Raw genomic sequence first — 13,522 nt, forward strand, 5'->3', positions numbered from 1 at the left:
GACCGCACGCGGACATTCGCGCGCCATTTCAACCTGGCGATCCGCAACTCCCGCACGATCCCTGTTGCTGGATCGGTGGGCACGGCACGCTGCCGAATGAGCAGAACACGCAGCAGTCGCCCGCTTTCGGGCTGAGGGTTTCGCCACATCCAGCGCAGGTGTGGAAGAAGCGGCACGCCTCGGTCGGCATGGTCTCCAGGCTCTGGTGCCCGCAATGGGGGCAGGTCAGGAGGCTTTGCAATTGCACGGCGGTCATTCGGATCTCCGGTGGATGGAAGGAGGGCGGCGTGGCCGCCCTCCCTAAGTCATTGCAACGCGGGCAGTACAAACGCAAATGCAGCGCCCAGCGTGGTGCACAACGTGGCAACGGTCCACAGCACCAGGCTGGCGCGCCGCAACCGCATGCACGCCAAGGCCAACGCGGGATCGGCCGGGCACGGCAAGGTGCGTGCCCGCCATACCATCGCCCCCGACAGCACCAGCAGGGCGAAGGCCAGTCCGAACACGGCGGCCTTGTGCTCCGACAACCACACCAGTTGCGGTACCGCGGTCACCAGGCCCGCGAGGGCCGCGCCTGCGCCCAGCGCCACCATCACCGCGGGCAGCACGCAGCACACCAGCGTGCCACCGCTGGCGAGCAGGGTCAGCAGGGCCACGCCCAGGTTGCGGCGCAGCGGCGCCTGCGCATCGATCGCGTCAGTCACCGCGCTTCACCTGCTGGCGGATTTCGTCGAGCGAGTGCTCGGTGCGATGGATCGCGACCACGGTGTAGCCGGAATCCTTGAGTGCCTTGCGCAGGGCGGCATCGTCGATGTCGGCACCGTCCTTCAGTTTCACCGCGACGAGGTGGTGTTCGAGGTTGACGAAAACGCCTTCGGTGGCGGGAAGGCCCTTCAGCGTTTTCTCGATGCCCTGGGCGCAGAACCCGCAGACCAGGCCGTTGACGTCCATCTCGATGGTTTTCGCCATCGCAAATGGCGAAGCGCCGAGCAGCCATGCGGCCAGAAGAAACTTGAATCGGTTCATGGGAATAGTCCTGTCAGAAATTGAACATGGCCATGGCCTGGAGCTTGCCGTCGGTGGTGGCGCCAACCTCGACCCAGGCGCCGCGCTTGAAGAAGCGGACGAGGAGCGCGGTTTCGGTGCCATCGAACAGGTCGCCGGTGTAGCGACGGCCCTGCACGACCAACCAGGTGGCCAGCGTGTCGTATTCGTGCTTGTACGGCGCCCAGCCCAGTTGCAGGGTGTCGATGCGATGCGAGTAGTGATCGCTTTCCTGCAGGTCGGAGCGGAACGCGCCGTACACGCGACGGGTTTCGTAATCGGCCTGGACACCGGCATTGCGCGCCAGCGTGCTGCCGCCGAAATCATTGCCGGTGGCACGCCCGAGGCCGCCCCAGCCGAAGACATTGGCTTGCGCGCCGGGCAGGTTCCAGCGCTTGACCAGCAGATTGCCGCGCAGGTAGGTGACGTGGCGCTGCTTGCTGCCGTCTTCGCTGCTGAGCTCGAGCCAGCCGCCGCCCGCCGAGTACCAATAGCGCGGTGCGTAGAAAAGCTGCACCTCGTTCATGGTGCCGGCGCCGTATTCGGCCATGACCGTCGTGCCTTTCGCGAAAGCGATCGGCTTCGCCATGCCCAGCATGGGCAACAGGCTGAGCAGCGCCATCGCTGCCCAGCGTGAAAGGGATTGCATGGATGTTCTCCGTGATCGCCGCGCACGGCGGCGTGCGGACGCGAGGCGTCCGTATCGTCGTTACGGAGAGGTCACGCGATCGGAGGTCGGAGCGGTGTATCGATCAGTCGTGAAGGCGGCGCCGGCGCATCCCACGGCACCTGGACCGTCGCTGCGGGAATGCCCATGACCAGGCGCGGCAATTCGGGCAGGCAAGCCGTGCCCATGCACGCAGACAGGTCGCAGGATGCCGGCGTGCAGCAGTCGCAGGGCATCTTGTGCGCGGTTTTTGTCGCGTCCATGTCGTCGCAGGGCATGTCCGCCATGGCCGCGGCCATCCGCGCGGCCGCGGCGCTTTGCAGCGTGTCGGTCGCGGCCTGTGCGGGCACCACCAGTGTCGTCGTGATCATGGAAATGACCAGGAGCCAGTGCAGGGCCAGACGGGCAAGGTGACGCATCGACATGGGCGGATTGTAGCGCTACCCGACACCGGGGCGCGCACCTGCCATCGGCTTCTGGATCCGTTCAAGGGGTTGCGCGAACGGCCGTCTCTGGCCGGAAGCGGACATGGCCAGGAAGTCCGTTGCGGTGAATTGGCGAGGCCGCTGACGACACTTGGCGGAATTTCCGCGCTACTTGCCAAGCCCGATTTGCTTCATGAACTCGCCGTTATCCCAGAACAAAAACTCCTCGAACATGATGCCCTCCTTGTTCCAGTGGCCGATGGTTGCCATCGGAATCCGGTAGGCCTTGCCGGTGGGCTGGATGGTCGTTCCGTCCGGAAGAACCATCGGTTTGGTGAAGGTGCCCTCAAGCCAACCCGTTACCGCGGTCCATTCGGCATCCTGGGTTCCGAATCTGACCGGATGCTCCTGGATCCGGTTGTCGGGCGCGAACGTCCACATGTACTTGAGGTCCTCGATGTGCTTTTCGATGCCCTTCGTCGTGTGTCCGTCCGGCCAATGGACGATCACGTCCTTGGTGTGCGACTTGTGCAAATCCTGCCATTGCTGATTGGTGTACACACGGAAGTCGAGGTCGTCGAAATTCGCCAGATTCCTCGCCAGCTCGGCAGGGACTCCACTGACCGTCGGAGTAGGCTGGCCAGCCTTCGTGCTGGGCCACTTGTTGGAAGCAGGCTCTGACGCCTGCGCACCGGCAGCGATCATCGCGATGCTAATCGCCAGCAAAGTCAACGCATACGCGTGCTTCATCTCGTTCTCCTGTGGCGTGGGGCCATAGGGTCGGCACGAAACTGTTATCGCCACGTGAGTCGTCGCTATTGGTCGGTTGGACCACGTGCCACCGGCGCAGGAGTGATCGCTGCTGCCGGAAGCGGTCCATGGGTCAGCGCATCGGCGCTGCGCGCGGCCGCCGCCATCACCGCTTCGCGTAGGCATGGACACCGTCGCTGCGATCCGACCGCCCATGACCGAGCCGCCCTCCGCCGATCGCCGACGCCGCGAGGCCAAGAGTCAGCTCGACGCCACCGTCGTCGGCATCGAGCTCACGCTCATCAGCATCATCCAGGGCCTGGCGCTGGGGGTGCTCGTCGCCAGCGCCGTGCAACCGCTGGTGCGGATGCAGTGGCAGGTATGGCCGTATCTGCTGACCGGACTGCTGGTGATCCTGATCTTCTGGTCGCGCTCGCTGATCCACACGCTCTCGTTCATCGGTTGGCCGCTGGAATTCGGCCATACCTTCCTCTACTTCGGCGCGACGCTGATCGAGGCGGCTGCGCTGAGCCAGGTCGACAATCCGGAACACTGGTTCGCACTCAACGCGCTCTACGCCGCCGCGGTCTGGGGCCTGTATGCGTGGGACCTGCGCCTGGTGCGGCGCCATGCCCCGGATTTCGGCACCGCGGAGGAACGCGCACTGCTCGACGACATCATCCGCGACCAGCGCCTCAACATCGCGGTCATGATGCCGCTGGCGGTGGCGTTCCAGGGCCTGGCCTGGTGGCTGGTGCATGCCTATCCGCGCACGCTGCTGCACGATCGCTGGCACCTGCTGCTGATCGGCCTGACGCTGTTGTTCAGCGTCAACTACCTCCTTGGCGGGGTGCGCCTGCTACGGCGCCGGCAAGGCTGGATTCTCGCGCGCGCCGCGCAGGAGCGCGCCGAGTCGTAACCCGGACCGTTGGTCTTTCAAGCAATCACAGTCGGTGCATCGACAACAACTACGGCAACGTGGCGAGCCGGGCCCCACCGCGCCGACTGCGAAAAGAAGCGTGCCCCGCGCGGAGACGAATCCGACCAAGGAAGGAGTTCAACCTTGATACCGCCGACCGATTAAAGAAGCGGACAATGCGAATTGGTGGCGCTCAGTCGCGTATTCCCTGAGGCAGGGCCAGGCCAGATGCGCCCGCGACCACCTTGCGGATACTCAGGATCGCCGCCGATGAAAGCGAACGTTGTGCCCAAAAAGCCGGTACGTTGCCGCCGATATCTGTCAGCGATACATAGATCAATCGTGTCCCGGCGTGCGTCGGAGTCATGATCCATTCGCCGCGCGAGCGTAGCGCGATGCAGTCTGGCGTCGGTTTCCTTCCGACATAGGCAAGGGACGCGAACTTCACCCGTATCTCGCCATTGGCGAAGCTTTGCCGCTCGAAGCGCATGGAGTAACAGCGATCGCTGATCACCGACGTGCGGAGGACGTCCGACCAGATGGTCAGTTCTCGACCTCGTTGGATGAAGGTGCGACTGACGTTCTTGTTTTTGTCATCTAGAAATTTTCCGAACAGGTAGTCCGCGATCGCTTCCGGCGTCACTTTTAGTGACGTGCTGATGCGGAGCTCGTCGTAACGCTCGCCGGGAATGCGTCGGCTCTCCACCCGGATGCCATTTTTGTCGCGGTCGGTATGCCACTGCTGGGCGTGTGCGATACCTGGCATCGCCAATACCGCCGACAGGAAGAGGCAAGCCAGATGCCTTCCTATCCCGCGTGGAATGATGGGGGACCGGTATGCGACCCGACTACGGAGCGAATCCATTGCTCGTCTCCTCGCGCTGAGCATTTCGAGGATACGATGCCAACGTCGTGACAAGGTCAAGACATGCATCCTCCTTGGAAGGGCGGCAGCCTGGGTACCGTCAAAGTGGCGAACGATGTCTGGCCGAAAGCAGCCATTCGCGCGAAGGGCGTAGGCACGGCTCAATGTCCGCTTCCGACCCCGGGCGGTCACTCAGCAGCGAGTCGCTGGCGAGAGCCGTGATCTAGTCCGGAAGCCGCGACCTGTATAGCCGGAGAGCATTGCCCACCACCGACACCGAACTCAGGCTCATCGCCAGGGCGGCGAGCATCGGCGACAGGAGCACGCCGAAGGTTGGGTACAGGACTCCGGCGGCGACCGGCACGCCGAGGGCGTTGTAAACCAATGCGAAGCCGAGGTTCTGGCGCATGTTGGCCACCGTCGCCTCCGACAGCGCTCGCGCCCGCGCGATACCGCGTAGGTCGCCCTTGACCAAGGTGAGCTGCGCGCTGGACATCGCCACGTCGGTGCCCGTGCCCATGGCGATGCCGACGTCGGCTGCCGCCAGCGCGGGGGCGTCGTTGATGCCGTCGCCAGCCATCGCTACGCGGCGTCCCTCGGACTTCAGCCGGTTCATGAGGTCAAGCTTGTCCTGTGGGCGCACCTCGCCGTACACCTCGTCAATGCCGAGTACGGCGGCGACGGCTTGCGCGGTCGCCGTGCCGTCACCTGTGGCCATGATCACGCGCACGCCAGCTGCGCGGAGTTCGTGCACCGCGCGCGCGCTCGTGTCCTTGATCGGGTCGGCCACGCTGAGCAGCCCCGCGAGCCGGCCATCTACCGCTAGGTACATCACGCTCGCGCCCGCCTCGCGGCGGTCGGCGACGGTCGCCTGCAGTTGTGCCACGTCCGCGCCGGCCGCTTGCAGCAGCGACGCGCTGCCCAGTGCGAGCTCGTGGCCCTCGACGCGACCGTGTACGCCAGTGCCGGTGTCGGAGGCGAAGCCTTCCGCCGCGGAGAGCGGCAGGTTGCGCGCGGTGGCCTCGGCGACGATCGCGGTCGCCAGCGGGTGCTCGCTGCCGCGGTCGAGGCTGGCGGCTAAACGGAGCACTTCGTCTTCAGAGAATCCCGGCACGGCGACGACGCGGTCGAAGGCCGGCCGGCCCAGAGTCAGCGTGCCTGTCTTGTCGACGATGAGCGTATCGATGCGGCGCAACGTCTCGATTGCCTCTGCATCTCGGAACAGGATGCCCGCACTCGCGGCGCGTCCGGTGGCCACCATGATCGACATCGGCGTCGCCAGCCCGAGCGCGCAAGGGCAGGCGATGATCAGCACGGCGACGGCATTGAGCACGCCGTGGACCCAGGAAGGCTCGGGGCCGAACAGCCCCCATGCAAGCAACGTCACTACCGCAATCGCCAGGACCGCCGAAACGAACCAGAACGCCACCTGGTCGGCCATGCGCTGCATCGGCGCGCGCGAGCGCTGCGCCTGCGCCACCATCTGCACGATCTGGGCGAGCATGCTTTCGGCGCCGACGCGCGTCGCCCGGATCACCAGCGCGCCGCTCGCATTCATAGTCGCGCCGATGACCTTGTCGCCTGCGCGCTTGCTGACCGGCATCGACTCGCCGGTGAGCATCGACTCGTCCACGCTCGACTGGCCCTCGAGCACCTCGCCGTCCACGGGGACCTTCTCGCCTGGCCGCACACGCAGGCGGTCGCCGACGTGGATGTGGGTCAGAGGCACGTCGGTCTCGCTGCCGTCATCTTGCAAGCGTCGCGCGGTCTTCGGCGACAGGCGCAGCAACGACTTGATCGCCGCGGATGTGCGCGAGCGAGCCTTCAGTTCGAGCAGTTGTCCGAGCAAGGTGAGCGAGACGATCACCGCCGCCGCCTCGAAGTACACGCCGACGCGGCCGTGTTCGCGGAACGACGGGGGGAAAAGGTCCGGCGCGACCGCCGCGGCGGTGCTGTAGGCGTACGCCGCGGCGACGCCGATGCCGATCAGCGTCCACATGTTGAGCTGCCCCGTACGCAGCGAGCGCACGCAACGCACAAGGAACGGCCAGCCGGCCCAGAGCACCACCGGCGTGCTCAGCACCCCTTCGATCCAGGTGCGCGTCGCCGCATCGGGCCACGCGAGTCGGTGGCCTGCCATCGCCAGCGCAAGCACGGCCAGCGACAATGGCAGCGTCCACCAGAAGCGCCGGCGGAAATCGTCCAGTTCGGGATTGCCTTCGTCCTCCGTCGGCAGCACCGGTTCCAGCGCCATCCCGCAAATCGGGCAGGCGCCCGGTGCGTCGCGGATGATTTCGGGATGCATCGGGCAGGTGTATTGCGTGCCGGCGACCGCCATAGGCGTCGATGGCGAGGAAGGAGCAGTGGGTACAGCCTTCGCCATGTACGCGTCCGGGTCGGCGACGAACTTCTGCAGGCAGCGCCCGGAGCAGAAGTGCAAGGTTTGCCCGGCGTGCTCCGTGTGAAATCGCGAGGTCACGAGGTCTACGCGCATGCCGCAGACCGGATCGACGGCAGTGGTTTCCCCGGAGGGATGTGGGTGGTCGCCATGAATCGCCATACGGTACGTTCCTAGCGCGGTGCCGTTGACGATACCCTTAGTGGCATGGCCACGCGTCCGCCTCTGGCCTTTAGCGGACGCTTGCCGCCTATGCGCAGCGGCCTTGAACAGCCCGAGACTCCAATCGGCTCAGTTGCCAGCACGTCGATCACTTCACCGTTTGCCACGGCCAGCCGCACTTGGCTGACACGAATGATGATTGCAGCTGCGCGAGCGACATTTCCGTCAGCCGTGTCTGCGCCGAGTTCTCGTCATCTCCAGGTGTGAGCAGGGGCTGGCAAACCAGCCGCGCCTGTGGCGGGCGTAGGCCGGAGAGTGTTGCCCGCCCCTTCATGGGCGCGCCAGCAGCATCATCCAGCGTGATTTTTCGTCGGCACTTTCGGCTTGCCAGATCACCCGGAAGCCGGCCTTGGCTATCAAGGCCGGATATGCGTGGCTGTAGCTCAGTTCTCTGCCGTGGGGCCGGGACGTCGAATCCGTCTCGAAGTCATGGTCGAAGCTGACCGGCTCGACCAGCGCGATGCAGGTTGGCGTGTGCATGGCCAGCGTCAGCAGAAGACCTTCGAGTTGACTCTGGGTGAAATACTCGAAGACGCCACCGTAGGTGTAGAAGGCCATATTTGGCCCCGCATGGTGCGTGATCCAGTCGATGGCGTCGCAGGCTGAAAATTCGAGCCGGGTATCCGCGGCATGTTGCACTTGGTTTCGTGCGATTTGCGCAGCATTGAGGTCCAGGCCGATGAATCGGTCTACAGCGGGCAATCGACCAGCAAGGTAAGCGAGGACGGCGCCGTTCCCCCAGCCGATCTCGCAGACGGTATGAAAAGTGCCCTGCTTAAGTTTTGCTTCCAGGCGGTCCAGCGCGATCCGATGCGGGCCGTGGAACAGCTGCTTTTCCAGACGAGGAGCAGTGGCGTCGTAGACGAAATCACAAGGACCGCGCACCCAGAACTCATGATGCTGCCGGGCCAGTCGATTGAAGCAGCCCGCTTCGCGATAGCGGATGGCAAGCACCGCGAGCGCCAACTGTTCAAGTCGGTTACGCGGAGGCAGGCCGGACTCGAATCTTGTTACGAGATCCGGATGAAGGCGCAGCATGATGGCGCCAAGTGAGAACTTCACCCATCGTCGCCAGCCGCTTTGCGGGAGCGCGAGCGGAAAGCCCTTTACTTGTTCCCCCTGCGCTGCCTGCGCGTGGGGCAGGTCGTCCTGTGACAATTTCATTCGCACGCCCTCCCGCCAATCCCGGTGGCTGGGATTGGCGAATATGTAGTGGTCAAAACGCAGTGCGGTTTCGCAGCTGGCGTCAGGCGATTGGGGGCCGGAGGGGCGGACCGAAGTGTCGTCGGATGGGGGGCAAGGCCGCAGCGGTCGGCAATGCCATGCTCGGGTCGAGCATGGAAGTCAGGGAGATTTCGCTTGCAATTCCGTCAAGCGCGCCGTCAAAACCGGCCTGATGCAGGAGTCCGTGGGTGCCATCGGTATGCTTAGTGCCGGACTGGTCGTCGTGGCGATGGCTGCCAACGTGGCTGCGGCCGCTGCCATCTGCATGGTCGGCAACGTGGTCGTGGCCGCTATGGCCGTGAAGCTTGCCCGCTGACAGCGTGTGCTGCTCCCTGTGAAGCTCGTTCAACTGCGTCATTGACGGCTTGATGATCAGACCCAGCGCCAATAGCGCCAACCCTATGGCGCGAAGGTGCGACAGCCTGGAGGTGGACCCGGTCACGCCCGGCACATTACGTCAAGGCCGCTGGGGGGGGCAACGGAGGCGAAGCCCCGGCCGTTAGCTCGTAGCGACCGCGGACTTTCATCGTTAGAATCGTCCGGCGGCGCACTCGGCGGAGAGCAGGTTGGGGCAAAACCTCGGCTGCTGTAGATGACTGCTTCTGACCGTTAGCGGACGCTGCATTCGACCGACCGCGCAGTGACCGCTATCGACCCAAAGCGGTCGTTCCCGAATCTGTGGACGGCAACGCTGCTGAGCACCGATGCGCACGACGGATAACGCCGGATCACGAAGTGGCCGAGCACCGCGTACTCGCTCAAAGCTGTGGCCGCAATGGCCGATGCCAGCAAGCCGTAGGAAGCCCATCTTCCTCCCGCTATGGCAACGCCGTATCCAGCAATACGGCGTGTTTAGATCACTACTTGGAGCGGCAGATGTCAGTTCAGGGCATCGTCCTTGTAATACTTCGTGCCCTTGATGCCCAGTTCGGCTGCCAGTCCCTTTTCGGTGTTCTGATAAACCCAAACGCCCGGCGCCACTGCAACAGCGCCCTCAATGGTCTTGCCGTGGGCGTCGCTCTTGGCGGCCATCGTCGCATCGCCGCCGGCTTCCCAACCTTTGGTGAAGTCGGCCATCGTTTTTTCGTTCTGGAAGACGAAGATCAGGTCGAACTTCTTGAGGCCAAACCCGAAACCTGCCGATCCTTCGACGAAGCGCATGAAGGTTTCATGGCCGGATGGCTTGGCGACCAACAGGCCCTTGCCAAGGCCGCCGCCGATGATGCCCAACTTCAGACCCCAGCGACTGAAGGTCGCATATCCCCGCGAAGAGGCGATCACCTGGCGCGCGCCCGGTTGGGCGGCGTAGAGGCGAGCCAGAACCTGCTCTGACTGTGTGCGCACCTTGGCACGGGTCTCATCATTCTTGTCGGCCGCCATGGCTAGGCCCGCCATGGCCAGCAGTGAACAAAGCAGGAAAGGCTTGATGGTTTGGGCAATGTTGCGGGAAGCATTCATGTCGATTCCTCTGCGGTAGAAATGCGTTTACGCCCCCAATTCATTGCGATGGCTGTCGTCGCCAGAATCGACGGAAAGCCGCCCATAGGTGCTGTACCACCGCCACGAACACCACGCTGCTTCCCTGCAACGCCGCGGCGTAGTACGTCGAACCGCACCGTTGGTAATCGACGCCATTGAGCTTTGTAGGCGTGCAATGATCACACCACGGCCCATGTACTTGGCGAACCCTCTCACTCCACGCTTGCAAACGTTATGCGCCAGTGAACGTGGTCCAGCACTCAGGCGAGTTGTCATAGCCATCCGGACACACATTTCGCCCTTGCGTCCGCGAACGCCGCTGGTGCACAGCGGACTGGTCCGCCGATTACCGATGCTTCTGGCAGGAAGGGGTCCGGACCTAGGCAATCAAGCGTAGCCGGGCAAGCCAAGCGCACTCGGGGCCTTCGAGACGTAACGTTGCAACCCGGGTGTCCCTCCGGCCTTACCGGCGATGCGAGCCAAGAACCGGGCGGCGCGTAGGTGGTGCGAGCGGCCGCCGCGCACGTCGCGCAGGAACGCGCCGAGTCGTAACCCGGACCGCCCGGGTCGAGCGCGCGGTCCTCGGTGACCGCGACCGGCCGTACTACGAGCATCGGTTGGCGGCGTAGCGGCGCGGCTGCGGCTCCGGGCCCTGGCGCGCATCGGCAGCCCTTTTTCGCGTGGTCTTTCCGTCGGTGATGGCACGCTCCCCGACGATGCCTCTGCGCAATCCGCGCAGCGCCGCACCCGGAACAGGAGCTGGCATGAACAGCGTAGTCAGGCTGGCCGTGGCCTTCGCGGCCGGTGCCGCCGTGATGTACTACCTCGATCCCGAGGCCGGCCGCCTTCGCCGTGCCCGTGTGCGCGGGGGTGGCGGCGACCTGCGACACAAGCTAGAAGAGGCCGCGCAAGCCGGCGCGCGGCGCAGGGCGGAGCGCACGCACGGCACGGTGATGCCCGAACGCACGCGGGTGCGAACGGAGCCCGTCGACGACGCGCTGCTGCGTGACCGCATCCGCTCCCGACTGGGCCATGTGGTCGCGCATTCCTCGACGCTGCTGGTGGATGTGGAGGCGGGCCACGTCGTGCTCGGCGGCGCCGTGGCCGCCAGCGAAATCGAACCCGTGGTGCATGCCGTGGCGGAGATGCCGGGCGTGCGTAGCGTGGACAACCAGCTCTCGGTGCAGGCGCCGGAAAGGGCAGCAAGCAGGCACTGACCGGCCCCGGCGCTGCGTCCGCGCGAGTCGGGCGCAGAATTTACATGAACCGCTGCACCGACATTGCGCCGGGGCGCCGCGTTGTCGCTATGCGCGGGCTTGGGGCCAGTAACGCTCCGGCTCCAGGCCGTGCTTATGGATCAGGCAGTGGATCGCTCTACAGATGAAGCGCTCTTCTGGGACATCCGCCTCGTCGAGTATGTCGGCGCATACCGATAAGGCGTGCTTCTTGGCGGCGGGAGATATCGCGCTTTGAGCTTGCGACAACTGCTCATCAAGCTCCGCGATCTGTTGCATCAGACGAAACTTGGTTTCCATGGCGGCAGGAGGCGGTTGCGTTGCGGGTAATCCTTGGGTACGAACTCCGGTATGCGGAATTTTCTACGGGCCATGTGAGCGCGGCGTCATGCGGTTGTGGGGATTTCGCATCTGCCGGGAGCGCGCCAGGTACTGCCGCCCCCCGCCCTCATCCGCCCTTCCGGGCACCTTCTCCCCGGTCGCGGGGAGAAGGAGAGAGAACGCGAGGCTCGGGCCCGTCAGATCACATCCCACGCATAGCCGCCCCGCGCCAGCACGTCGGCCGCGAGCCGCTCGGTCTGCGCATCCTCGTTGCGCTCCAGGCCACGCCGGTTACGCGCCATGCGACGCCGCGCTGCGCGGGTGAACAGTTCAGCGATCTCCTGCGCTTGCGCCGCGGCGGGATGCTGCTGCTTGAGCAGGCTGTCGGCGCGCGAGAGCACGCACAGGCCGACGAACAGGTCGATGGCGATGTCGGCGATGCGCTTCTGTGCGTGCTGCTGGTCGGCGATGGCCTTGCCGTGCTGGCGCAGCAGCGCGTCGGACGACTTCGACAGTTCCACCGCGTACTTCTCGTACACCGCGGCCAGCTTGCGCAGCGGCTCGGCCAGCGGATGCACGATGCGGTCGGTGCCGACGCCGGTGGCCTCGCGCACGCGCCGGCTCGTGTAGTCGCCGAGCACGCCGAAACCCTTGATCGGGTCGTTGAAGATGTCGCCCACCGCGGCCTTGAGCTCGCCCAGGCCGGCGCCAACGCCCTTGAGCCCGGACAGGGCGATGTACAGGCGCAGGATCTCGTTGGTGCCTTCGAAGATCGACAGGATGCGGGTGTCGCGGGTGATCTGCTCGTAGGGGTATTCGCGCATGAATCCGTTGCCGGCTGCGATCTGCAGCGCCTCGTACGACGCGCGCTGCACCGCTTCGCTGGCGAACACCTTGCTGATCGCCGCTTCCACCGAGTAGTCGCTGCAGCCACTGTCGATCAGGTGCGCGACCATCCACACCGTGCTCTCGGCGGCGAAGCAGTCCACCGCCATGCGCGCGATCTTCTCGCGCACCAGGCCGAACTCGGCGATCGGCTTGCCGAACTGCTGGCGGTCCTTCGCCTGCGCGGTCGCAAGCCGCAGCAGCGTGCGCATGCCGCCGACCGCGCCGCCGCCCAGCCCGGTGCGGCCGCTGTTGAGGATGCTCATCGCCACCTTGAAGCCCTTGCCGACCGGGCCCAGCACGTTTTCCGCCGGCACGCGCACATCGACGAAGGCGACGGTGGTGGTGGACGAGGCGCGGATGCCCATCTTGTCCTCGTGCGGGCCGTGGCTGACGCCCGGCCAGCCGGCCTCGACCAGGAACGCGGTGATCTTGCCCTCGGGCGTGTCGGTGCGCGCGAACACGGTGTAGAAGCCGGCGATGCCGCCGTTGGTGATCCAGATCTTCTCGCCGCTGAGCGTCCAGCTGCCGTCGTCGTTGCGCGTCGCCCTGGTGCGAATCGACGCGGCGTCGGAACCGGCGCCGGATTCGGTGAGGCAGAACGCGGCGATCAGCTCGCCACTGGCGAGGCGCGGCAGGTAGCGCTGCTTCTGCTCGTCGCTGCCGAACAGCAGCAGGCCCTTCATGCCGATCGAGCTGTGCGCGCCGATGGTCAGCGATACCGAACTGTCGTGGCTGCTGGTCTGGCCGAGCACGCGCGCGTAGGCGCCGTTGGAGAGTTCCAGCCCGCCGTAGGCCTCGGGAATGATCAGGCCGAACAGTCCCATGTCGCGCAGGGCCTGGAGGAAGTCGGCGGGTTGTTCGGCGTCGCGGTCGTAGTGCTTGAGGTCGGTGGCCTTGTCGGCGAGGAACTGGTCGATGGCGTCGGTCATCGCGCCGAGCATCTCGCGGTCGCGCGGGCGGATCTGCGGATACGGGAACAGCTGCTCGTCGAGGATGTTGCCGAAGAACAGCTGCTTGGCGGCGCTTTCGTCGCGGAGCGTGGCGGGACCGCCGGCGGCGGTTGCGGCGGGGGCGGTCGACATGGC

Annotated in this window: 15 protein-coding genes; 2 read left to right on the forward strand and 13 right to left on the reverse strand. The window is 65.3% G+C overall.

Features of this window, described 5'->3' with window-relative positions:
• Nucleotides 1-28: 28 nt before the first annotated feature.
• From ACXJJ9_RS08970 to ACXJJ9_RS08995, 6 genes are all read right to left on the reverse strand, one after another.
• On the reverse strand, nt 29-256 hold the full coding sequence (locus ACXJJ9_RS08970) for a GDCCVxC domain-containing (seleno)protein (RefSeq protein WP_457096845.1): 228 nt from the start codon (nt 254-256) through the stop codon (nt 29-31).
• Between the two features lie 49 nt (nt 257-305).
• Nucleotides 306-704, reverse strand: coding sequence for a hypothetical protein (locus ACXJJ9_RS08975; protein WP_457096846.1), 399 nt, complete (start codon nt 702-704; stop codon nt 306-308).
• Nucleotides 697-1,026 carry a heavy-metal-associated domain-containing protein gene (locus ACXJJ9_RS08980; protein ID WP_457096847.1) on the reverse strand — a complete coding sequence of 110 codons (330 nt, stop codon included), beginning with the start codon at nt 1,024-1,026 and terminating at the stop codon, nt 697-699. Before ACXJJ9_RS08980 ends, ACXJJ9_RS08975 begins: the two co-directional genes overlap by 8 nt.
• Nucleotides 1,027-1,039: 13 nt before the next feature.
• Nucleotides 1,040-1,693 (reverse strand): hypothetical protein, encoded by a 654-nt coding sequence (locus tag ACXJJ9_RS08985; protein ID WP_457096848.1) that lies wholly within the window; start codon nt 1,691-1,693, stop codon nt 1,040-1,042.
• Between the two features lie 71 nt (nt 1,694-1,764).
• Entirely contained in the window at nt 1,765-2,136 is a 372-nt protein-coding gene (locus ACXJJ9_RS08990; protein ID WP_457096849.1) for a hypothetical protein, read from the reverse strand.
• 168 nt (nt 2,137-2,304) lie between these two features.
• Nucleotides 2,305-2,886, reverse strand: a complete 582-nt coding sequence (locus ACXJJ9_RS08995; RefSeq protein ID WP_457096850.1) for an ester cyclase — start codon at nt 2,884-2,886, stop codon at nt 2,305-2,307.
• Nucleotides 2,887-3,100: 214 nt separating this feature from the next.
• Here ACXJJ9_RS08995 and ACXJJ9_RS09000 point away from each other — a divergent pair, with 214 nt between their 5' ends.
• The gene (locus ACXJJ9_RS09000) at nt 3,101-3,805 is read left to right on the forward strand and encodes a hypothetical protein (RefSeq protein WP_457096851.1); all 705 of its coding nucleotides are present in this window, start codon (nt 3,101-3,103) and stop codon (nt 3,803-3,805) included.
• Nucleotides 3,806-3,998: 193 nt separating this feature from the next.
• Here the strand turns inward: ACXJJ9_RS09000 and ACXJJ9_RS09005 are convergent, their stop codons facing one another.
• The 5 genes from ACXJJ9_RS09005 to ACXJJ9_RS09025 form a co-directional block, all read right to left on the reverse strand.
• Nucleotides 3,999-4,670 (reverse strand): hypothetical protein, encoded by a 672-nt coding sequence (locus ACXJJ9_RS09005; protein WP_457096852.1) that lies wholly within the window; start codon nt 4,668-4,670, stop codon nt 3,999-4,001.
• 223 nt (nt 4,671-4,893) lie between these two features.
• Nucleotides 4,894-7,230, reverse strand: a complete 2,337-nt coding sequence (locus ACXJJ9_RS09010) for a heavy metal translocating P-type ATPase (RefSeq protein ID WP_457096853.1) — start codon at nt 7,228-7,230, stop codon at nt 4,894-4,896.
• Nucleotides 7,231-7,560: 330 nt separating this feature from the next.
• On the reverse strand, nt 7,561-8,454 hold the full coding sequence (locus ACXJJ9_RS09015; RefSeq protein WP_457096854.1) for a hypothetical protein: 894 nt from the start codon (nt 8,452-8,454) through the stop codon (nt 7,561-7,563).
• An 82-nt stretch (nt 8,455-8,536) separates the two neighbouring features.
• On the reverse strand, nt 8,537-8,956 hold the full coding sequence (locus ACXJJ9_RS09020) for a hypothetical protein (protein WP_457096855.1): 420 nt from the start codon (nt 8,954-8,956) through the stop codon (nt 8,537-8,539).
• A gap of 437 nt (nt 8,957-9,393) precedes the next feature.
• The gene (locus tag ACXJJ9_RS09025) at nt 9,394-9,972 is read right to left on the reverse strand and encodes a lipid-binding SYLF domain-containing protein (RefSeq protein ID WP_457096856.1); all 579 of its coding nucleotides are present in this window, start codon (nt 9,970-9,972) and stop codon (nt 9,394-9,396) included.
• Between the two features lie 785 nt (nt 9,973-10,757).
• On the opposite strand from ACXJJ9_RS09025, the gene ACXJJ9_RS09030 reads away from it, so the two are divergent.
• Nucleotides 10,758-11,210: a BON domain-containing protein gene (locus ACXJJ9_RS09030; RefSeq protein ID WP_457096857.1), complete on the forward strand. Its 453-nt coding sequence runs from the start codon at nt 10,758-10,760 to the stop codon at nt 11,208-11,210.
• An 87-nt stretch (nt 11,211-11,297) separates the two neighbouring features.
• Here the strand turns inward: ACXJJ9_RS09030 and ACXJJ9_RS09035 are convergent, their stop codons facing one another.
• Both ACXJJ9_RS09035 and ACXJJ9_RS09040 read right to left on the reverse strand, forming a co-directional pair.
• A complete protein-coding gene (locus tag ACXJJ9_RS09035) occupies nt 11,298-11,528 on the reverse strand; it encodes a hypothetical protein (RefSeq protein WP_457096858.1) in 231 nt (76 codons plus the stop codon).
• A gap of 218 nt (nt 11,529-11,746) precedes the next feature.
• Nucleotides 11,747-13,519 carry an acyl-CoA dehydrogenase family protein gene (locus tag ACXJJ9_RS09040; protein WP_457096859.1) on the reverse strand — a complete coding sequence of 591 codons (1,773 nt, stop codon included), beginning with the start codon at nt 13,517-13,519 and terminating at the stop codon, nt 11,747-11,749.
• Nucleotides 13,520-13,522: the final 3 nt, after the last annotated feature.

The sequence above is a fragment of the Lysobacter sp. P5_B9 genome (assembly GCF_054049835.1).

What these genes read in the sequence shown, in the direction of transcription:
- ACXJJ9_RS08970 (WP_457096845.1), bottom strand. Translation starts at nt 256, where the DNA reads ATGACCGCCGTGCAATTGCAAAGCCTCCTGACCTGCCCCCATTGCGGG.
- ACXJJ9_RS08980 (WP_457096847.1), bottom strand. Translation starts at nt 1,026, where the DNA reads ATGAACCGATTCAAGTTTCTTCTGGCCGCATGGCTGCTCGGCGCTTCG.
- ACXJJ9_RS08985 (WP_457096848.1), bottom strand. Translation starts at nt 1,693, where the DNA reads ATGCAATCCCTTTCACGCTGGGCAGCGATGGCGCTGCTCAGCCTGTTG.
- ACXJJ9_RS08990 (WP_457096849.1), bottom strand. Translation starts at nt 2,136, where the DNA reads ATGTCGATGCGTCACCTTGCCCGTCTGGCCCTGCACTGGCTCCTGGTC.
- ACXJJ9_RS08995 (WP_457096850.1), bottom strand. Translation starts at nt 2,886, where the DNA reads ATGAAGCACGCGTATGCGTTGACTTTGCTGGCGATTAGCATCGCGATG.
- ACXJJ9_RS09000 (WP_457096851.1), top strand. Translation starts at nt 3,101, where the DNA reads ATGACCGAGCCGCCCTCCGCCGATCGCCGACGCCGCGAGGCCAAGAGT.
- ACXJJ9_RS09005 (WP_457096852.1), bottom strand. Translation starts at nt 4,670, where the DNA reads ATGGATTCGCTCCGTAGTCGGGTCGCATACCGGTCCCCCATCATTCCA.
- ACXJJ9_RS09010 (WP_457096853.1), bottom strand. Translation starts at nt 7,230, where the DNA reads ATGGCGATTCATGGCGACCACCCACATCCCTCCGGGGAAACCACTGCC.
- ACXJJ9_RS09015 (WP_457096854.1), bottom strand. Translation starts at nt 8,454, where the DNA reads ATGAAATTGTCACAGGACGACCTGCCCCACGCGCAGGCAGCGCAGGGG.
- ACXJJ9_RS09025 (WP_457096856.1), bottom strand. Translation starts at nt 9,972, where the DNA reads ATGAATGCTTCCCGCAACATTGCCCAAACCATCAAGCCTTTCCTGCTT.
- ACXJJ9_RS09030 (WP_457096857.1), top strand. Translation starts at nt 10,758, where the DNA reads ATGAACAGCGTAGTCAGGCTGGCCGTGGCCTTCGCGGCCGGTGCCGCC.
- ACXJJ9_RS09035 (WP_457096858.1), bottom strand. Translation starts at nt 11,528, where the DNA reads ATGGAAACCAAGTTTCGTCTGATGCAACAGATCGCGGAGCTTGATGAG.
- ACXJJ9_RS09040 (WP_457096859.1), bottom strand. Translation starts at nt 13,519, where the DNA reads ATGTCGACCGCCCCCGCCGCAACCGCCGCCGGCGGTCCCGCCACGCTC.